Source organism: Streptomyces sp. NPDC042102 (assembly GCF_055582305.1).
In genome coordinates this window covers 1-20,490 of record NZ_JBVJDL010000016.1, presented here as the reverse complement: position 1 = coordinate 20,490, position 20,490 = coordinate 1, and the positions used below count along the sequence as shown (strand labels likewise).

The following is a 20,490-nucleotide window of genomic DNA, read 5'->3' as shown; positions in this document are numbered from 1 at the left end:
GGAATCGATCAAGGAGCAGGTCAGTGCATATAGAGCGTCACCAGGTGGGCGGGGCCGTCGTGTCGGCAGCGCGCGAGGACTTCACGAACCGCGTCGGGCGCCAGGTGCACTCGATGTCGAGGGCGGGCCGGATGACCACGTACGAATGGCAGTCGATCGCCGATGAGTTCCTCGACTACCTGGGCGCCCTCTCCGTCGAGACGCCCGACCTCGACACCCCGGAGGCCAAGGCCGCCCTCAAGGACGCCTCCGAGGCCGCGGCCGGCGCGGTCGCCTATGCGGCGTACCACCCGCACTGCAGCTTCCAGGTCTTCCTGGAGTACGTGAACTTCGGCATGAGCTACGACCCCGGTGACGATGAACCCGAGGAGAGCGTCACACCCGGCGAGTGGACCGACGCGCTCTGCCTGGCGGTCCTCAGGGACAAGGCCAAGTGGCACGGCGAGGCCTTCCACTTCGCCCGCGACAAGTTCGCCGCGCGGGCGCAGGGAACACCCGGCGGGGAGTTCGCCACCGGGCTGATGGCCGTGGTCCTGGACGACACGGGCGACGACGCGGAGTACCCGCCGAGCGCGCAGGCCAAGCTCGCCGCCGTCGACGCGGGCCTGGAGCGGATCCGGACCCGCGCCGAGGAGACCGGCGAGCCCCTCCTGGACCGGCCGGACAGCGCAGCGCTGCAGGCCCTGCGCGCCCTGGCCGCGGAGGACCGGGACGCCTTCGATGCCCTGCTTTCCGATCTCCTGACCCGGCACGCCACCCTGCACAGCCCTACGGCCTCCCCGCGCAGCCTTCTCCCGCTCGTCCCCCTCGCCCTCGCCGCCCTCGCGTACCGGACGCTGGGCTGGGCGCCGGCCGTCCATACGGACTACCTCCCGCACGCGCTGGTCACCGGCTTCGAGACACGGGGACCGCGGGTCGGGGGGTTCGGCCGGGACCGGCGGCCGGACGCTGTCGCCGCGCTCGCCGCGGGCCCGCTGGTGGTGGAACGGCCGGCCTGCGAGCGGGACGGGATCCAGCGGATCGAGGCCATGTACGAGGAACACCTCCAGGAGGCGTTCACCCCCGTCGACGGCAAGCCCCTTGCCGTCTGGCGCATGGGCAGCGTCCTGGGCGATCAGGAGCGTCTGTTCCAGTGGCGGGCGGGCAACCCCGGCGACGTCACGGACGCCCAGCTCGCGACGCTTCGGCTGGCCTCCCAGCTGGGGGCGTCCCTGTTCCGCATCGCGCTGGCGGAGCCGGACACCGAGGTCGAGGTGTCCATCGGCGGGCGCACCCTGCGCTACCCGGCCGAGCGGGGCGAGGAAGCCGGTGCCGGGAACTGGCAGACGGCCGTTGCCTTCGCTCTGATCACCGGCGTACGCGAGGACCTCGCCCCGCTGGTCCTCACCGGCCCCACCTTCGTCCGGCCGGACGGCTCCGCGTTCACCGCGTACCGCGAAGCCCTCCACGCCTACCTGAAGGGCGCCGAGCCCGAAGCGGCCGCGCAGCGGGCGCTGCAGGAGGCCGACCGGGCCAAGGACTGGGGCTTCGCGATGCCGCCCGCCGTGCTGCTGTCACAGCTCGTGGAGGGTGACGAGGAGAGCTTCAACCTCGCCCTGGCCGACGCGCTCGAAGCCCACCGCGCCTACTACCAGGTCGCCGACCGTGCCGACGGCCCGGAGGTTTCCGTCGACCTCGACGTCCTCGCCCTGGCCTGCCACGCCCGCCGCCGCGGCTGGACCATCCGCGTGGAGTCCCCCTACCTGCCACAGGACCTCCTGCGGGCTGCCGAACCCTTCTAGGGTGACCCACTGAACGCGTTCACCCCATGCAAAGTGGCCCCACCGGACTACGGTGGGGCCACTCGACGGCGTTCTCAGATCACTTGGCTTCGGATCGTTCGAGGATCAGGTCGAAGCTCGAATCGATCTCTTGATCTGCCGTGAGGTGAACATGCGAACCATCGCGGACCCCGTCCTGGGCCAGGGTCAGCAGGTGGCGCGCCAGAGAGGTCAGGCCGGCCCGGTTCGCCTTGATGGAGACCTCGTTCGAACTCACCGTGAGTTCGATCTCGAAATCGTCATCCCAGGCGAAGTGCAATCCGCTCTCAGGGTGCACTTCGGGTACATCGATCACATGCTTCATCATTCACCTGCGGTCTCACTGAGGTTGGTCAGGGGAAGCCGGTCGGGCATGGTGCCGCCCGCCCGGCTTCCGCCCTGTCGATGCTATCCGAGATAGACGTGGCGATTCTCGACGACCATGGGCTTGCCGGGCTTCTTCGGATTCGGTGCCAAGCGCTCAAAATTCATGTGAGGGCCGCCACCGTGTTGCCCCGTGATATCGGTCTCGCCCATTCTGGCAACTCGCGTACCGTCCTTCGACATGTAGCGTCCGCTGCCTGCCTTGGTCTCGTAATACCCCTCGCCCAGCCATTTCTGCGCCGCGTCGAGCGCGTCATTCGTGGGGATCTTGGTGCCGTCCACCGGGTGGCCGTCCGCGTCGTACTTCCCGACCGACGTCCACGGCTCACACGGGGTTGAGTTGTGGACCAGGACGGGCGTCTCACCGGCCAGCACGTAGTACGTGTGGACGACGTCGACGGTGAGGTTGTACGTCTTCACGTGCCGCGTGTGCGCGCGGTTGGCCGTTATCACGGCCGTGTCGCCGGCGTCCGTCCGCAGGGTCATGCCCGGCTTCAGCCTGGACGCGTCGACCCAGTCGTTCTCCGACGGGGACCAGAAGGGGTGCTCGTGGGTCGCCGTCAGCTTTTCGATGCCCGAGTGCGTGGCGATCGACAGCTCGTTGAAGTGCTTGTCGTCCTCCGTCTCGATGAGGCGGGTGACCTTCTGCGGAGCGGTCTCGCCCGTTTCCGGGTCGGTCGCCAGGACCGTGTCGCCGGCCTCGACGTCCTCGATGTTCTTCGTCGACTCGTCGGCCATCAGCACCTTCGTGCCGGCCAGGAAGCACCTGCAGGTGGTCTTGGCTGCATCGGCGATCCTGTCGAGTGACTTGGGCAGCTTGAGGAAGTCACCGAGCGGGAGGAACGCGATGATGCCGGCCGCGACGCCGACCTTGTCGTCCTCGTCTGCCGCGCGCTTCACGTCGTAGGCGTCGCAGCCCGACCCGAGGACCGGGATGAACGAGCAGCCGAGGATCAGCAGCTCCTTCACGACCTCCGGATTGCCCTGGTCCTTCATGCATTCCGGGCAGGCGGGATATCCGCCGGAGTAGCCGCCGGTGTAGGCCTTTTCCCTCTCCTTCACCTTCACCGGTGCGGCCGGGCCGTTGACCAGTTTGTACTGGGGCTTGCTCGTGGAGCAGCCGCCCGTGCCCATGGCGTAGTAGCAGGTCTGCTTTCCAGGGGTGACCTGGATGTGGGACCTGCCCTCCTTGATGTCCTTGTAGAGGCGGACGCCCCGCTTGATGGCCCCGAAGATGCCGCCCGGACCCGAGAACAGGTAGTCCAGCAGCCAGTCCGCGATGGACGCGCCGCTCGGGTCGCTCAGCGTCGCCGGGTTGTTGGCGGCGTAGGTGTACCCGTTGAGCGTCTGGGGGCGGTCTGCCTCCAGCATCGGGTCCGCGCTGATGAAACGGCCGGTCGTGGGGTCGTACTCGCGGGCGCCGATGTGGGTCAGGCCGGTGGCGTCGATGGTGCCGCCGACGAAGCCCTTGGTGCCGGCCCACTTGGCGGGCTGGTTCCCGCGCGGCACTCCGAACGGGGTCATGCGGCGGTGCTCGACCGCCCCGGTCGCCGCGTCCACCGACAGCATGCCGGTGTTGTGGTGGTCGCTCACCTGGAAGGAGAGCGACCCGTTGTCCTCGCGCACGGCGTTGGCGCTGCCGAGCGCGTAGTACCGGGTGGCCGTCGGCTTCGCCGCGCCCTTGCGGAGCACCAGCTCCGTCGAACCCAGGTAGAGGGTGGTCCGGGTGGCGTTGGGGTCGGCGTTGTCGGTCTCGTGGGCGAGCATCCGGGTGCCGTTCGCCGAGTACACGTACTCGGCGGTCTTCATCGAGGTGCCGTTCGCCGGAGTGGTGACCGTGTCCTGGAGCTTGCTGAGCTTGCCCTCCGTATTCCAGGTCAGCGCCTGGTTGCTGGTGGATCCGGGAGCGGGGGCGAGGCTGCGGGACGTGGTGTTGCCCGACTTGTCATAGCCGTAGCTCTGCGTCACCGGCGTGCCGGTGCCCGTCCGGGTGCTGGTGCCGAGCAGGGAGTGCGGCTGGGCCGCGCCCGCCGCCGGGTACTGGTAGGTGCGGACGGCGTTCTTGGCGGTGTCACCGGACAGGTCGTGCCGGGTCTCCGTGTTGCGGGTGCCGTCCGCGTTGTAGGTGTAGCTGTTCCAGTACGGTGCCGGGCCGCCGATGTCCGCCGCCGTGGGCTGGGCCGGGCAGGCGGCCGCCTTGGCGGTGAACTCCTGCGACACCCGGGCGAGGTAGTCGTGCTGGAAGCACTGGGTCTCGGTGCCGGAGCGGGAGACGTCGGTGATGGACTTGACGTTGCCGACCTGGTCGTAGCCGTACGTCAGGACGCTCGCGGCCTGCGCGATGCCGTACTGGTCGGTGCGCCGGGTCGCCAGCCGCTGGGTCCCGAACTCGTAGCTGTCGGTGATCCAGGTGTCCTGGCCGTCGGCCTTGAGCGTGGACTGGAGCGGCTTGCCGGTCAGGGTGTACGTCTGGCCGGTCAGGTAGCTGCCCATGCCGCTGCTCACACCGGTGAGCTGGTGCAAGGCGTCGTAGTCGAAGGCCAGCGTCTCGGCCGCCAGGCTGCCCGCCGCCGGGAGGCTGACGGTCTTCTGCGTGCCGTCGAGGTTGAACGTGCCGCCCGTGACGTACGAGCCGGCCAGCGCCTCCTGACCCGGAACCGAGGGAACGGTGACGGTGGTCCTGCCCGGACGCAGCATCGCGTCGTAGTTGGCGAGGGTCGTCTTGTACTGGTACGTCGTGCCGCCGACGGTGTGGTGCCGGGTGCTGCTCGCCAGCTGGCCCTGGGCGCCGGTCGGGTCCCAGGTCTTCGAGGTGAGCAGCGGACCGGTGGCCGACCCCTCGCGGGTCTCCAGCTCGCGGCCCAGGTTGTCGTAGACGTAGGCGACGATCTTGCCCCGGCCGTCCTTCACCGAGGACTTCAGGCCGCGGTCGTTGTACGTGGTCGTGCTGGTCCCGGTGTCCGGGTCCACGGCCTTGACCTGTCGGCCGAACTGGTCGTAACCCCAGGTCCAGACGCTGCCTCCGGCGTCGGTCAGCCGGACCATGTTGCCCAGTGCGTCGTAGGACCGCAGTGTGCCGTCGTACGGGCCGGTCGCGGTGGCCGACTTGTACTCGCGGACCTCGGTCGGCTTGCCGGCCGCGTTCGAGAACGTGGTCGTCGGCGTGCCGCCCTGCGGCGGCGTGACGGTGATGTGGTCACCGCCGTACTCGGTGGTGGTCACCGCCAGCGGGGTGCCCACGCCGTTGCCCTTGAGCAGGGTGGACTTCACCGGCCGGTTGAGGCCGTCGAACTCGGTCGCGGTCTGCGTCTCGACGCCCGTCGCGTCGTCCACCTTGAAGAGCGTGGTGGAGGGGGCCTTCGTCGCGTAGTACGGCGCGTACTCCAGCGAGACCTGGCCCATCGCGTTGTAGAAGCTGTCCGTCAGGACCATGCCGCCGGCCGTGCCCGGCGCCTGGGTCTGGCGGGGCCGGGCGAACCCGTCGTACAGGGTGTAGCGGGACTCCTGCGAGCCGTCGTTGCGCAGGCTGAGCGTTTCGACGGCCGTGATCGCGCCTTCCACCGTGTGGTAACGGAACTCGGCGTTCGGGGTCTGGCCGCCGGCCTTGGAACGGTTGGGCTGCCACACCTTGCGGGTCCGGCCGAGGGCGTCGTACTCCACCTCGGTCTTGCGGCCGGTGGTGTCGGCGACGACGACCGGCGCGGCACGCAGGCTGTCGTAGGTCGTCGTCGTGATCTGGGCGGTCGCGGCCTGCCCCACCGTTGCCGGCGGGCTGGTGAGCTTCATGCTGGTCGGCCGGCCGGTGGCCGGGGTGTAGGCGGTCGTGCTGGTCTGAGCCTGCGCGTGCGCCGTGGTCGTCGGCGCCGCGGACTCGTTGGCCGGGTTGAACACGCTCGTGGACGCAAGGCCCGTCACGGTCAGCTGTCGGCCGTAGACGTCGTACGTGGTGGCGTTGTCGAGGTACACCGCCTGCGTGGCCGAGCGGTCCTTGAGCGTGCTGGTCAGGGTGGCCAGACCCTTGGTCGGGGCCGTCCCGTACGCCTGCCCGTCGTAGCGGGTCCGGATGTCCGACAGCACGTCGGAGGTCCCGTCGGCGCGGGTGGTGCGGTCGACTGCCTTCGCGCAGTTCCCGACCACCTTCTCGGTCCGGATGGACCCGGTCAGGATCCACGCGGAGGTGTTGTCCGCGTAAGTGGTGCGCGTGCAGGTGTCGTCGGCCGGGGTCGCGGTGTCACCGAGGTCTTCCTCGGTGGTGGGGCGTCCATACCCGTCGAAGACCGGGGTGTTCTTGCGGATCTCGCGCCAGGACGAGCCCGCTCCCTTGTCGAGGGAGACGAACTGCCGGGTGGAGCTGATGCCGGTGAGGTCGGCGGTGCTCGTACCCCAGTCGCGTACCCGGCTGGCGGTCTCCTTCTTCCAGGGGGTGTTCACCTGCTTCTGCAGGATCTTGCCACCGGGCCGGTCGTACTCCTCCTTGCGGTACTCGAATCCGCGCCACGCCTCGTGGTCGGTGAGAGTGGTGCCCTCACCGTCGGGGATCTGTACCGAGCGAGTCCTGGACTTGTCGGAGGGGTCGCTGCGGTCCCCGTGCATGCCGCGCAGGAAGTAGTGGTCCTCCTGGGCGGTGAACGCCTGGGTGGAGCCCGTCTCGACCCGGGTGTGGCCGTAGCCACGCCACTGCGACCAGGTCTTGAGCTTCTCCGGGGTCAGGCCGTCGTCATCGTCGAAGTGCCAGGCGGCACCGCCGACGTAGGTGTACTTGGTCATGGTGTCCGGCGCACCGCCGGTCCGGTCGGTGGCCAGAACCGATTCCACGACGTACTTGTTGAACCACTCGTTGGTGATCGGACCGTCGTCCACCGGCTGGTACTTGACCGGGAAGCACCGGGTGGTGTTGTCCTCCGGCTTGGGCAGCGACGACCAGGAACAGGCCGCGGCGGAGTAGTTGGCGTCGATCTGCCCGCCGAACTCGTCGGCGATCGAGGTCAGGCGCTGCTTGTGGAAGGGCAGCCGGCCGTCGTCGTCCTTGTCCAGACGGTTGGGCATGGCCTTGTACGAGAAGGTGGTCGGCGGCACGGGCAGGGCCGTGGTGCCGGCAAGGCCGGTGTGCTGCACGGAGGACAGCAGCAGCTGGTAGTCGTTGTCGGCGGTCCCCCAGTGGTGCTTGAGGTCCCACCGGTCGATGTCCTTGTACGTGCCGTCGCCCTGCAGGGTCTGGGTGACGACGGCCGTCAGGCGGTGGCGGGAGAAGAAGGTGGGTGCGAAGCGGCCCTTGTCGCAGTCCGTTCCCGCCTTGCAGTTCATGTCCCAGGGCGTGTCGTACCAGTACTGGCGATTGGTATCGATCTTGGCCGGGTCACAGAGGCCGGCGGTCGTCTCCAGGCAGCGCTCGGCAGTGGTGAAGTTCACCCGGGCCATCGGCTTGACCGTGGCCGAGTGGATCTCGTTGCTCCGCTGCCCGTATTCGATGTGCTCCAGCCAGCCGCCGCGCACGTACGGGGTGTCGTCCGCCGCCTTGAGGTTGCGGCCGTAGGAGTTGGCCTCCTGCTTGTACCAGTAGGTGATGTCGTTCCCCTTGGGGTCGATCACCAGGTCCAGGTTCCAGCGCCAGCCCTGCTGGCACCAGGAGGCCGCGAACGTCGAGGCGTGGCAGGGCTCGCCGGAGTCGTCGCCGAAGACGGGCACCGTGAAGACGGACTTGGTCTCGGGCTTCCCGGTGGCCCAGTTGGGCAGCCGGTTGTAGCCGAAGAAGTACTGGGTGCCGTCCGGGAGGGTGGCCTTGAAGTACTCACCGTCGTTGTCGCCGTTGCCGCGCGCGGTGTCGCGGACGCGGACCACCTTGGTGTTGTCGTCACCCTGGATGCGCCACTCGTCGGCGGAGACCGGGATCAGCTCGCCGGAGTGGCCGGCGAAGCTGATGGTGGCGTTGTCGTAGCCCCAGCACAGGTCACCCGGCGTGTTGATGCCGTCCTTGACGCCGTCGTCGCCGCAGGACTTGTACGAACGCTCGACGAAGCCGGCGGCGGCCATGCCGAAGCCGTCACCGGCCCAGGAGGCCTGGTTGTTGCTGTTGGCACTGCGTCCGTCGATGGAAGCCGAGGAGTACGAGAGTCCGAGGTCCGGCTTGTGGTCGCCCGGGACCGCCGGGACGGCGATGGGGTAGCTCCAGTTGAAGGAACCGCCGTTCAGGTCGGCGCTCCAGCGCCCGGAGGCGGCCAGCGGAGTGGCCGTGAAGTTGCCCGAGGGGCCGGCCGCGGCGGAGGTGGCGGCCAGGACCACGGGTCCGGCGCTCGCACCCGCGGCGAACGCGGACCGGGCACCGGACGCGGACCGGGGACCGGACGCGGCGACCGCTGCGACGGCCGGCACCGTCACGTCCTCGGCGATGAGCTGCTGGGACTCCTGGTTGTTGACCGAGCGAAGTGGCGTGGCCTTGCGGCACTCGGGATCACTGGGCGTGGTCAGGACGCAGGAGGGCAGCTGGACCAGGTTCAGACGCTGGCCGTAGCCGGCGCCTGCCGCCCGGGCGAATCCGGCGTAGTCGAGGCTGACCCGGACGTTGGCGCTTTCCGGCGTGGAATCGGTACGGCCGACGGTCAGGAGCACACCGTCGATGCCCGCCCGCTGCGCGGCCCACCGGTCGAGGACCTTCGCCTTGACCTGCTGCGGGGCGGGGGCGCTCGGGCCGGGCACCTGCCGCTTGCCGGGCGCGAGGAACATCTCCCCGGCCCGGTGAGGCGCCGTGTTCGAGGCGCTGCCCGCGGTACCGGCCTGAGCGGCTGCCTGGACCGTGGCGGTGGCGGCCTTCGGCCAGTTGATCTCAGGCTTGGGCACTGCCGACGGCGTCTTCGTGACGCGTGGCCTGGTCTTGCCCGCGGTGCCCTTCACCGCACGCTCGTGGGAGTTCGCTGTGGGCGGTTTGGAGTTGGCGAGGGCGGGAGTGCTCGGCACGGCTTGCAGGAGGGTGGCGGCGAGTGCGCCGCTCACCACGAGCGCTATCCGGGCTGTGCCGCGTCTGTGGCGGCGGAAGACATTCATTCTTGGATACCTCATGGGTCCGTCCGGGCCCGTGGGCCCGGACGGACGACTTGTGGGAAGGGGAACTAGAGCGCTGTGGCCGTGCCGAGTTCGGCGGTCGGGTCGGCCAGTACGGTGATCTGCGCCGGGCTGAGGACGCCCTGGTAGACCCAGACGTCGTCGATCTCACCGGTCAGCGGCTTCACCCAGGCGCCGCCCGCGCGGGCACGGCCGAACTGGAGGCCGCCGCCGGCGGTGAACGGAGTGGGCACACCCGCGAAGGAGACGTGCTCCACGCAGCCGGGAGCGGCACCGTCCGAGCAGATCTGGTTCTCCAGGTTGCCGTTCACGTAGAGGCTCAGCTGCTTGTCGAAACCGTTGTAGACGACGGCGATGTGGTTCCAGTCGCCGATCCACAGACTCTGGTCGAAGGTGTGCGTCACCGTGGTGTACGCCGCGGTCGCACCGTCTGTGCCGGTGACCTTGGCCTCCCACCAGCCGGTGGCCTGGCCGTCGACGAGTTTGTCGAAGTGCCAGCCGACGGTGACGGCGGACTCGTTGGTGCCCGCGACGGACAGGACGGTCATGTCCGACGTGGGTGAACCGGCCGAGGCCCAGCCCGCGATGGTGAAGCTCTCGTTGGTCCGCGGGGCCGCCGTCGAGCTTGCGTAGCCGCCGGGCCCGGTGAGGCCCAGGCTGCCGCTCCCGGTGACTCCGCCGCCGGCCACGATGGCGGCACCGCCGGCGGACAGCGAGGCGAAGGCGCCCGAGGGCTCCCCCGGGGTCTTCCCGGCCGTGGCCTCGTTGAGCTTCCATCGGCCGACGAGCTGCGGACGCTGGGTGATCATCTCGCGGACCTCGGGCTGGGTGACGACCCGGTCGAACACCCGGACGTCGTCGATGTCCCCACCGAAGTGGCTGCCCACGGTGGCATCGTCCCGGCCTGCGCCGATCATCAGCGGGCCCGGCGCGGACCACGGCGCGGTCTGCGTGTAGTCGGCCTCGGCGACGAGGTGCCCGTCGACGTACAGACGGTTCTTGCGGGCCACCGTGTCGGAGACGCCGACCAGGTGGGTCCACTGACCGCCGGTCTCCCCGATGCAGGGCGCCCCGTTGACCTGGGAGCCGACGGTGCAGGCAGGCTGCATGGCCCGGACGATGTCCGGCGTGCCGGCGTCCTGCGGGTACCGCCCGAAGACCCACTTCTTGTAGTAGCCGGAGTAGTAGAGGGAGAACTCCGAGCGCTGCGTCCCCGCCTGGGCGATGACGACCTTCGACGAGTGGTCTCCGGCGGCCAAGGCCGGCCGGCGTACCCAGGCCGACACGGCGAAGCTTCGGGTGCCGTCCACGACCGGGCGGCCGGCCGTGGCGTAGCCCGTCGCGCCGGTGCTGAGGGCCTTGCCCTGGACTCCGGCCGTACCGGTGGTGGCAGAGCCGACGAGCGTCAGCCCGGGGGACTCGGTGCGCCCGGCCATGGTCGTGCCCGAGGTCTCGTCGAGCGACCACACGCCCTTGGCGCCCCGTCCGGCCGTCAACGGCTTGTCCGCGGCCAGGTCCGCGGCCTCGGCCGGGGTCAGCGCCCGGTCGTAGGCGTGGATCTCGTCGAGCGAGCCGAACCAGGGGTCGGTGTAGGTGTCGCGCCAGCGCATCTGCCCGAAGTACATCGGGCCGCGGGCGTTCCACACCGTGGCCGGGACGGACGAGGCCTCCTGGCCGTTCACGAACAGCTTCAGCTGCTTGGCCGTGGCGTCGTACACACCGGTCAGGTGGGTCCACTGGCCCGCCACCGGCAGGGTCTCACTGCTCGCGGTGGTCCAGGTGTAGCCACTGCTGGCGTCGGCGCTGGCGACCTTGATCGCCCACTTGCCCGCCGAGATGCCCATCTGGAAGGAGGCCATGTGCTCGCCGCCCTGGCTGACGACCGCCTGGAACTGCGGCGTCAGGGTGGCGGCCTTGACCCACGCGGAGACGGCGAAGCTCTTGTCCGTCTCCAGTACGGCGGTGTCCGTCGCGAGGTACTGCAGCGGGGTCGTGTCCGCGGCGCGCTGACCGCTCAGCTCGACGGCGGTCCCGGTGTGGCCGGGGGCGCCGACCGTGCCGGCGGCCAGCGTCGCGGGCAGGTCGGACCCGGCGGGTGCGACCGAGGTGCCGGTGACGTCGTCCATGGTCCAGCCGGCCCGCTGCGGGTGGCCGCGCTGGACGTTGAAGTAGTACGTGGTCGGCTCGGAGGCGTTGCCCGCGGCGTCCAGCGCCCGAACGGACACGAAGTGCGGGCCCTCCTTCTGCATCAGCAGCCTGACGGTCTGGGGCGCGCCGCCGGTGGTGGCTACCTCCCGGGCCGCCGAGGGCAGTTGGTCCAGGCCGTACTGGTACTTCACCGCGTCGGTGGAGGCGGTGTCGAAGGTGAACGTGCCGTACTTGCCGACGCCGTCGGTCCAGGCGAGGGGCGCCTGGGCGTCCGTGGAGCCGGGGAAGTCGGGCGAGGTGGTCACCGGCCCCGCCGGCGCCGAGGTGTCGATCTTGAAGTAGCAGGCGGTCGGGGTGCCGTCGTAGCTCCACGGCCCCCATTCGGCGCCGTCCCAGCCCCGCACCGCCCAGTTGATCAGCTTGTCCTTGGGGACGCTGGTGGGGAGGGTGACGGAGAACTGCGAACCGGAGGCCTTGAAGGTGTTGGCGGGGGGCGCTGTGCCCATCGCACCCGTGGAGAACCACTTGCCGCTCATGCCGGTGCCGTCGCCGTTGTCCCAGGACACGGCGAACTGCACGCCGAGGGGCTCGTTGTCGGGGTCGGACACCTTCGCGGTGACCTGCGGATGCTTGGTGATCACCACAGCGCTGGTGGAGCACACCGAACCCGGGGACATCGACAGGTCCGACATCGGGGCCTGCCGGGGCGGCAGGTTGTAGGTGACCTGGAGGCCGGCGTTGCTGTTGAACCGCTTCCAGGCGTAGCCGTCCGACTCGTTCTCGGCCTTGAGCCCGAGGGTGAGGTCCACCCAGTTGTTGTCGGCCGCCTGCTGGACCTTGTCCCGCAGGGCCTTCGAAGAGCTGCCGCCGAACTCGACGTAGCCCGCGGCGCAGCCGTCGTAGCCGCGGGCGGCGTTGATCGTCTGGAGGTGCTGCACCCAGAAGGAGGAGGAGCTGGAGTTGCGCCAGGTGGTACCCGAGCCGATGCGGTTGGTCGCGTACAGCTGGAGGGGCTTCTTGGTGCAGCTGTAGGCGTGGGTCTCCCACACGTTCAGCTTCGCGTCCATGATGCGCTTGCCGACGAAGCCCCAGCCCTTGACCGGGAAGGCGTACAGGACGCGCTTGACGTCGTTGGAGGCACAACTGGATGCGATGCACAGGCCGTTGCCGAAGTCACCGGTGAACTTCCAGTACGCGTTGTCCTGCCAGTGCCGGGAGATGCCGGCCCAGCCGTTGGCGCGGGGCGTCTGGATGTTCGGGTCGATGAGGACCGGGAAGACGGTGCCGGGCGAGTCCAGCAAGGCCTGGTCCGGGGTGAGGACGAGGCTCTTCTGGTCGGCGGGCACGGAGACCTTGACAGCGGCCGAGTGCGAGCCCGGCGCGTTCGCAGCGGCCGCTGCGAAGGAACCCGCCGCGGGAGCCGACTGCGGCAGGGAGCGGCCCGTCGGGGCCAGTACGGCGGCCTCCGGGACGGCGGAAGGGACCACCGAGCCCTCGGCCTGGCCGGACGCGGAGTCGAACATGACCGGCTTGGGCGCCTCGAAGACCGTCCCGCCGGCGGAGTCGGTCATCTTCAGTACGCCATCCGGGCCTTGACGCGTGGTCAGGCCCGGCGCGGAGAGCCCAAGCTTGAGCTGGTCCAGCTGCGGGTTCTTCGCCGCGGCCGGCGTCTTGACCACGATCAGCTGGGTGAACCCGGTCTCGGTGGCCGTCAGCCGCAGGTCCACGTCGGGCAGGATCGAGCGGTACTCGGCGGTGTTCCCGTCGAGGACGGGGGCGGGCAACGGCTTCGGCCAGGTCAGCCGTACTTCCTTGCCCGCCTGCGCGATACGGACCAGCGGCTGGCTGCCGCCGCCGGAGAAGGCGAGGTCGGGCAGGGTGGCCGCCGGGGCCACGCTGCCGTCATCGGCCTTGCGCAAGGTGGTGTCGATGTCGTGCCACTCACCGCCCTTGAGAGTCCGGACGGGCTTGGTGTAGACGGTGGCGACGAGCGAGCCGTCCGGCTTCGCGACCACGTCGCCGGTCTCCCGGCGCATGGCGGCGACGGATACGTCCTTGCCGGTCTTCCTGGCTTCCGCCAGGGCCAGCGTCTCCGGCGTGTCCTGCGACGCGGCGGCGCTGCCGTCGGCACCGGTGGCGAACGGTGCGGCGGCGGCAGCGGCCGGGGCAGTCGGCAGCCAGGTGGTCAGGGCCGTGACGGCCGCAAGGCTGAAGACCGCAAGACGTGATGCGGCGCGTCCGCGCCGCCGATTTTGAGCAGGCCAAAGGCCCGGCGGATGAACCACCGCGCTCCCCCCACAGGAAAGATAAAAGATCAGTAAACATGCGAATCAAAATGAGATCTGACCTGCATGGTCAACATGAACTGCATCACCTCGTCCTCGGCGGCTCGTCCGCCCAGGCACGCGAAGGCAGCCGCTCGATGGACTTCACACCTCCCTCCTGCCCATCAACTGCAGTCCATTGGATGGCAGTTGACGCGAAGGGCACGGAGGGCACGGACGCCGTCATGCGGATGCCGGACGCTGACTGCCCGCCAAGTCCGGCACCGAGCAAGGATTCTTTACCTTCTGTTGACCAATCGGTGCGTCGCTTGGCCGACTGGTCGGCCCCGAGGCGTGGGCGCCCGAACGTTGTGGACCGTACGGCCGAATCGGTGGCATCGTCAGTCATCGTGACGGATCACGGTTTCCTGGCGTTGGCGCCGCAATACACCACGACATCCGAGCTGCTCTCCACGTCGGCGCGTCGGCGGGGCATGGATGTAGAAGTACTTCCTGCCCATGGCGGTGCGGGCACCGCCATGGGCAGGCGTGGTGGCCACTACTACGGCGGACCCGCCTTCGCGGCACGCGTCGTGGATGCCCTTGAGGTCGCGCTCTTGCAGCCATCTGACGACTGGCTGACCACATTGCCGTACGAGTGCACCGGACGGCGCATCACCATGGCGACCCTGGGCGAGGCGCGCCGTCTGTCCCGCCCGGCCTTCGTCAAGCCGCCCAGTGACAAGAGCTTCCCGGCCGCGGTCTACGCCGGCGGTCGTTGCCTCCCGGGAAGCCCGGAGCTGTCGCCGGACGTGCCCGTACAGATCAGCGACGTGGTGACCTGGGCGGCGGAGTTTCGGCTGTACCTCCTGGACGGCGAGGTCCGCACGGGTTCGCAGTACGCCACCTTCGGCCGTCTCGACGCCGAGCCGCTGGACGGGCACCGCCATGAAGACGCTGTCCTGGGGTTCGCGGGCGATCTCCTGGCCACGAGCGGCGGTGGCCTGCCCAGCGCGGTGGTGGTGGATGTCGGGCTCCTGACCACACCTGAGCACGGCGCCGCCGACCAGTGGGCAGTGGTCGAGGCGAACATGGCGTGGTTCAGCAATTGCTACGCCGCGGATCCGGACCGGGTCCTGGACGTCGTCCTGCGCTCAGCTGGTCCGCGCGGACAGATCGCCGAGCGGGACCGCCGGTTCTGCCGGCCGACCGGAGCGGTCAGCCCCGCCAGGTGAGGCGTAGTACAGCGGGGTCCGGAGAGACTGGTGTGAGCTGTCGTCTCCGGACCCCGCCCGGGTACGGGTCAGGCCGGAAGGTGCCTCTACATCTCCCACCCGCCGCCGAACTTGACACCGAGGTAGTACTTGTACGCCCACTCCTTGCACAGCGTCCGCTTGGTCCATGTCGCCCGGGGAACTGGTTTGTTGGAGTAGGCGTTGCAGACGTGGTCGCGCAGGGTGGTGTAGAAGACCGAGTCCGCCGCGTGCGCCTTGGCCGGCGTCCAGTAGGTGTCGGTCTTGCTGTAGTAGATGATGCCGTAGCCGTAGTCGTGCATGTCGCAGGCCCGGACGAAGTTGAAGCCGCCGGGGTAGCTGCCGAACGGTGAGGTGCAGTGGTCGTTGATGACGCCCCTGACCCATTTGCCTCCGACGGTCCTGACGTCCTTCACGGGGAGTTTCTGTGCGTTGTACATCATGGGGACGCCGTCCGTGACCGTGCACCCGTTCGTGCCCCAGAGGAACTGGCTCATGTACTTGCACCTGGAGACGGGCGGGAGGGCGGTCGCCGTGACTGTCGGGGTGTAGCCGCTGAGCTTGCCGGCCGCGGTGTAGGTCAGTGTCCAGCTGCCGGCCTCGGGGCTGGACAGCTTCGTGACGTTGCCCTGGGAGTCGTAGGTGTAGGTCGTCGTCCTGACCGGCTCCCCCTCTGTCGGTCGGGGGTCGGTGATCTGTCGCAGCCGTTTGGCGCTGTCGTAGGCATAGGCGGCAGCGGTGACGGGAGCGGCGTCGCCGGCAGCGTCGTAGGTGATCGTCTTCAGCTGCCCGGCGACGTCCCCGAATGCCGATGGGGTGGCGGTCGTGGTGGTGGCGTAGGCGTACTGGGCCACGGAGCACTTGGCCGCATCCGGCGTACGACAGTCCGTGCCCTTCGTCATGGGAGACGCCATCGCGGTGAGCCGGCCTGCGCTGTTGTAGGTGACGGCGGTCATGCCGGTCGCAGCGTCACCGGTAGCGGTGATCAGATGCGTGCTACCGACCTTGGTCCACACGTCGATCGTGTCGGTGCTGATCGGCGCTCCGGTCACTTCATCGGTGGTGGTGATGACGTGGGTGTGGGTGAATGTGCCGTCGGCGTTGCGTACGACGGTCCCGGCACCGTCGGGAGCGACGAACTTGTCGGGGTCGGAGGCGTCGACGAGGAAGCGGTCGGAACTGATGCCGCTGGAGAGCTTGATCTGCAGGTAACCGTTGGCGCTGTAGTCCTGGAGCCGGTCCCCGAGCTTCCCGCCCAGCGGTTCGAACCGCCATTTGGGCCCCAGTACCGCCTCGTTCGGCTGGGTCACGTCGATGCGCTGCCCCGCGCTGTGGCTGCGCGTGGTGATCAGTCCGTCGTCGGCGAGGTCGACGGCGTCCGTGATCCACACGCCCGTCTCGGGCTCGACCCTGCCCGGCTTGTACGGCTCCGCACCCGGATCCGCAGGGTCCTCGCCTTCACCTGGGGTGATGACTTCGTCGGAGGTCAGCTCCAGGACCGGGGGCTGCAGGCCATCGGTGTTCTCCGCGGAGGCGAAGACGCGGTAGTCGGCGTTCGCGGATTCCGTCGGCGACTGCAGGACGAGGCCGTGGTTCGGGGTGCCGGTGGCCCACTTGGTCACGATCGGGGTGACGTCCCACGCCATGGTGCCGCTGCCGCAAGAGCCGAGCTGGGAGCCCTCGGTGGAGGTGACGGCGTCCTCGGTGGTGTGGGCGGGTTGCGGGGTCCAGGTCTGTTCGGCGGCGTCCCAGAAGCCGGTGACGCGCCGTGCCTGGATGCCGGCTCCGACGATCGGACCGCAGGAGGGGGCATCGAGGTTCGTCAGGCGGAGGACCGCGCTCGTGGGGGTCTTCAGGCCCTGGGTGTTGAAGCGCAGGTACGTGCGCGCCTTCTCACCGTCGGCCTCGGTGCCGGCCTTCAGGTAGCCGCCGGAGACATTGTTCACGTCGAAGACGCTGTTGACGTCGGTGTCGCCGCCCAGCGGCAGCACGACGGAGGGGTCGACGGTGACCGGATAGACGGTGGCCGGGTCGGCGAGGAACTCGGGCGACGGCGTGAGGACCAGCGTCTTGCCCGCGCCGGTGTCGGCCACGTCCGTAGCGATGTCACCGACACGCCCCTGGCCACCCTGCACGGCCCGGGCCTGCCGGGCCTTTCCGGGGCGCTGGGCGAAGGGCGAATCGGCGTCGTACATCACGGGAGGGGAGGAGGCGGCCACGACCGTATCGCCGTCCGTGACCCTCAACCGGCCGCTGCTCTCCTTGCTCACCTCCAGCCCCTTGCCGATGACCGGGACCTCGACCTCGACCGGACCGTCGGGACGGCGGTTGAGGACGATGTCGAAGCGCAGGCCGGTGGGCAACGCGGTAGCCACCAGGTCACCGGCGCCCTGGGCGACTACGCCGCGGTAGACGGCCCTGCTGCCGTCGATGTCGGGCCTGGGGAGCCGCCCGGCCCAACCGAGCTCCAGCACGGCACCGGTGCTCTGCTCCACTCGTGCGAAGGGTCCGGCTCCGCCTGTGGAGAAGCTGACGTCGCTCTTGGCCGCCTTGGGCCGCAGAGTGGACCCATCGGCGACGAGCCGGGTATCGATGTCGGCCCAGCTGCCATCTGCCTGCTTGACGCGGATGGGGCCGGAATGCAGCTCGGTAAGGATCTTGCCGTTCGGCAGCTTGTACGCGGTGGAGGTCGCCGTACGGGCGACGACCGTCCGCTCGGCTCCGTCGGGCGGCACGGAGGAGACGGGCTGAGTCGTGGGCGAGGAGTAGGCAACCGTACTGGTGGCCCACACGGCTGCTGCGCTGAAAGCGCACGCCAACGCGCGGGTTCGAGATCGTGTCATCGGCTTCCCTAAGGGAGGGGATAGCTAGCTGACTGCCTGTGAACGTATTCGAACAGATTCACCCTGCCGAGTGACGTCGGAATGTCCCTTCGGTGCTCAATCACGCCTTCATATGTCCAGATCAGACCTCAACGCCTGCGCACCCGGGTCTACCGGCCGGGCAGCCTCGTCTGGCCGGAGGGCTACCAGGCGCTTCTGCGGTGGCGGACCGAATGAGCTGCCGTCTCTGCGGCGCGAGGCCGCGGACTTGGTCGGAAACCGACCGTGGCAGGTGTGGCCGTGCCGCATGGAGGAGATGGCCGGGGCCGGACGTCGCCGCGCTGGAGGACGATGCCGGCGGCCGAGAGGGCCGCTGGTGACCTGAGTGGCATGGATGGAGATAGGGAAACTCCCCACAGTGTGCTCACCCGGTCCCCGGAGCCGCTCGGGTTGTTCCCCGGTCTGGGGTCTGCTTGCCCCTCGCGATCCAAGCGGTGAACGATTCGGTCAGGCTGCGTCTTGCTAGCGGAAGAGCGCCACGTGGTCCGCGAGCCAGTCGCGGAAGGAACGCGGCGGACGTCCCGTGACCTTCAGGACCGTGTCCGTGACCGGCTCCGGCCGGCCGATGTGGTCGGCCATGAACCCGAGGGCGCCGTCGGCGACCGCGGCCGGCCAGCCGGCAGCGAGCATCTCGGCGCGGGCGGCGGGGCGCGGGAGTTCGTGCCACCGGAGGGGGCGGCCGAGGACGTCGGCGAGGGTGCGGAGCTGCTCGGACTGACTGGGGGACGACGGGCCGGTGAGGTCGTAGGCACGGCCGTCGTGTCCGTCCTCGATGAGGGCGTGCACGGCGACGGCAGCGATGTCGCGCTCGTCGATCAGATTCAGGCAGGCTTCGCCGCCGAAACCGCGGACCACGCCCGTGCTGCGGACGGCCTCGGCCCAGCGCAGGGTGTTCGACATGAAGCCGTGGGGGCGGAGGAAGGTGTGGGGGGCGCCGGAGGCCGCGATCAGCGCTTCGAGACGGGCGTCCGGGCGGCCAGGGGACTGCGGACCCCGGCCGGGGACGTCGCGTACGGCCGCGGAGGACAGGAACACGACGCGGGCGCCGTGCGCGGTGACCGCCGCTACCGCCTCGGCGGCGCGGTCGGCCACGGGGAACGGCCATACGAGGAACACCGCGTCCACGCCCTTCGCCGCGGCCTCCATTGACGCCCGGTCGGTGAGATCACCCGGGACGACGCGGACCTCGGGCAGGAGCCGGTTCGCCGCGCGGGCGGGGTCGCGGGTAGACGCCCGGACGTCGGCGCGGCGTTCGACGAGGAGGGCAGTGACGTGGCGGCCGACGGCTCCGGTCGCGCCGACGACGAGGACGCGGGGTGTGCGGCGGTGGGTCTGCTCGATCATGGTTCGAACGTACGCCGACCGGACGAGACGTCCCATGCGCTGGAATCTCGTAGAAATGCGCGAGCGTCTCGGTAGGGTCACGGGTGTGGACGTGCTGAGCGACGTGGTGGCGGTGACGCGCACCGGAGAACCCCGGTCCGCGCTGGTGCGGTGGTACGGCCCGTGGGGCCAGCGCTTCCCCGCCGTACCGGGCGCCGCCGGCTGCCAGGTCATTCTCGACGGCTCCTGCTGGCTCATCCGCGACGACGCCCCCGCCGTGCCCCTCGGCGCCGGCGACGTGCTGTTGCTGCCACGCGGCCACGGCCACGGCCTGGCCGACCACCCGTCGACCCCGCTCGCCGAACCCGCCTGCGATCCGCGCACCGCGCCCCCACGCGCCGTCGACGCGATCGGGGGCGAAACCACCGCAGGACCGCCCACCACCGTCACGCTGTGCGGCGCCTACCAGCTCACCCCGGACCGCGCGCACCCGCTCCTTGCCGAGGTCCCGGACGTCCTCCACCTGCCCGCCGTTCCGGGCCGCCATCCCGAACTCCGCGCCGCCGTCGACCTCCTGCGCGGCGAACTGGACTCGCCCCGGCCGGGCACGGACGCCGCCGTCCCGGCTCTCCTCGGCATGCTGCTGCTGTTCGCCCTTCGGGCCTGGGCCGAGCTCCGCCCATCCGAGGGCCGTACCAGCGGCTGGGCCGCCGCACTCGCCGACCCTGTCGTACGCCGCGCCCTGGACGCCGTCCACCGCGCACCGCACCACGCTTGGACCGTCCAGTCGCTCGCCGACCACGCCGGCCTCTCCCGCGCCGCCTTCGCCCGCCGCTTCACCGCCCTCGTGGGCCGGCCCCCGCTCGCGTACCTCACCTGGTGGCGCCTGACCACCGCCGCCCGCCTCCTGCGCACCACTGACGCCCCGCTCCATTCGGTCGCCGGCAGGGTCGGCTACGGCTCGGAGTACGCCTTCGCCCATGCCTTCAAGCGCCAGTTCGGCAGCGCGCCCGGCTACTACCGCCGCGCGGAACAGGCAGCCGCACGGCCCACAGTTCCCAGCGGGCTTCCCGACGTCGTTCCACTCGACGGGCCCCTGAATTGACTTCCCAGTCCTGCCGAAGATGCGGAAGGCGTGGGAGACGCTCGCGGGAAGGCCGTCCGCGACGGCCCTTTCCCGGCGCGTCTCCACAGGCAAGTACGGCGGCCGCGATACCTCGAACCACTCTCCACCCACGTGGGAGGAGGCGTGACACCAGGAACCCCGCAACAGGAAGAAACGCTCTCTAGGTGTATTGCCCAGTGAGGTTGGGGACGCGGCTGGCAGGTGGTTTGCCTGCGAGCGCGGTGTGTCCGCGGTGGTGATTGTAGGTGTGCAGCC

8 protein-coding genes are annotated in these 20,490 nt (G+C 69.8%); 3 read left to right on the top strand and 5 right to left on the bottom strand.

Features of this window, described 5'->3' with window-relative positions; genetic code table 11:
• Positions 1–44 precede the first annotated feature (44 nt).
• Positions 45–1,781, top strand: a complete 1,737-nt coding sequence (locus ACZ6KO_RS32560; RefSeq protein ID WP_469307649.1) for an immunity 49 family protein — start codon at positions 45–47, stop codon at positions 1,779–1,781.
• Positions 1,782–1,860: 79 nt separating this feature from the next.
• Here ACZ6KO_RS32560 and ACZ6KO_RS32555 read toward each other — a convergent pair whose 3' ends face one another.
• From ACZ6KO_RS32555 to ACZ6KO_RS32545, 3 genes are all read right to left on the bottom strand, one after another.
• A complete protein-coding gene (locus tag ACZ6KO_RS32555) occupies positions 1,861–2,124 on the bottom strand; it encodes an Imm32 family immunity protein (RefSeq protein WP_469307574.1) in 264 nt (87 codons plus the stop codon).
• A gap of 83 nt (positions 2,125–2,207) precedes the next feature.
• Complete coding sequence (locus ACZ6KO_RS32550; protein WP_469307573.1) at positions 2,208–9,170, bottom strand: polymorphic toxin-type HINT domain-containing protein; 6,963 nt, start codon at positions 9,168–9,170, stop codon at positions 2,208–2,210.
• 116 nt (positions 9,171–9,286) lie between these two features.
• Positions 9,287–13,672, bottom strand: a complete 4,386-nt coding sequence (locus ACZ6KO_RS32545) for a LamG domain-containing protein (protein ID WP_469307572.1) — start codon at positions 13,670–13,672, stop codon at positions 9,287–9,289.
• A gap of 473 nt (positions 13,673–14,145) precedes the next feature.
• Here ACZ6KO_RS32545 and ACZ6KO_RS32540 point away from each other — a divergent pair, with 473 nt between their 5' ends.
• A complete protein-coding gene (locus tag ACZ6KO_RS32540) occupies positions 14,146–14,886 on the top strand; it encodes an ATP-grasp domain-containing protein (RefSeq protein WP_469307648.1) in 741 nt (246 codons plus the stop codon).
• Positions 14,887–14,972: 86 nt separating this feature from the next.
• On the opposite strand, the gene ACZ6KO_RS32535 is transcribed toward ACZ6KO_RS32540, so the two are convergent.
• The gene (locus ACZ6KO_RS32535) at positions 14,973–17,696 is read right to left on the bottom strand and encodes a DNRLRE domain-containing protein (protein ID WP_469307571.1); all 2,724 of its coding nucleotides are present in this window, start codon (positions 17,694–17,696) and stop codon (positions 14,973–14,975) included.
• Between the two features lie 552 nt (positions 17,697–18,248).
• A complete protein-coding gene (locus tag ACZ6KO_RS32530; RefSeq protein WP_469307570.1) occupies positions 18,249–19,130 on the bottom strand; it encodes an NAD(P)H-binding protein in 882 nt (293 codons plus the stop codon).
• Positions 19,131–19,215: 85 nt separating this feature from the next.
• Here ACZ6KO_RS32530 and ACZ6KO_RS32525 point away from each other — a divergent pair, with 85 nt between their 5' ends.
• Positions 19,216–20,214 carry an AraC family transcriptional regulator gene (locus tag ACZ6KO_RS32525; RefSeq protein ID WP_469307569.1) on the top strand — a complete coding sequence of 333 codons (999 nt, stop codon included), beginning with the start codon at positions 19,216–19,218 and terminating at the stop codon, positions 20,212–20,214.
• Positions 20,215–20,490: the final 276 nt, after the last annotated feature.

Coding starts and splice junctions, on each gene's coding strand:
- ACZ6KO_RS32555 (WP_469307574.1), bottom strand. CDS start 2,124: ATGAAGCATGTGATCGATGTACCCGAAGTGCACCCTGAGAGCGGATTG.
- ACZ6KO_RS32540 (WP_469307648.1), top strand. CDS start 14,146: ATGGATGTAGAAGTACTTCCTGCCCATGGCGGTGCGGGCACCGCCATG.
- ACZ6KO_RS32530 (WP_469307570.1), bottom strand. CDS start 19,130: ATGATCGAGCAGACCCACCGCCGCACACCCCGCGTCCTCGTCGTCGGC.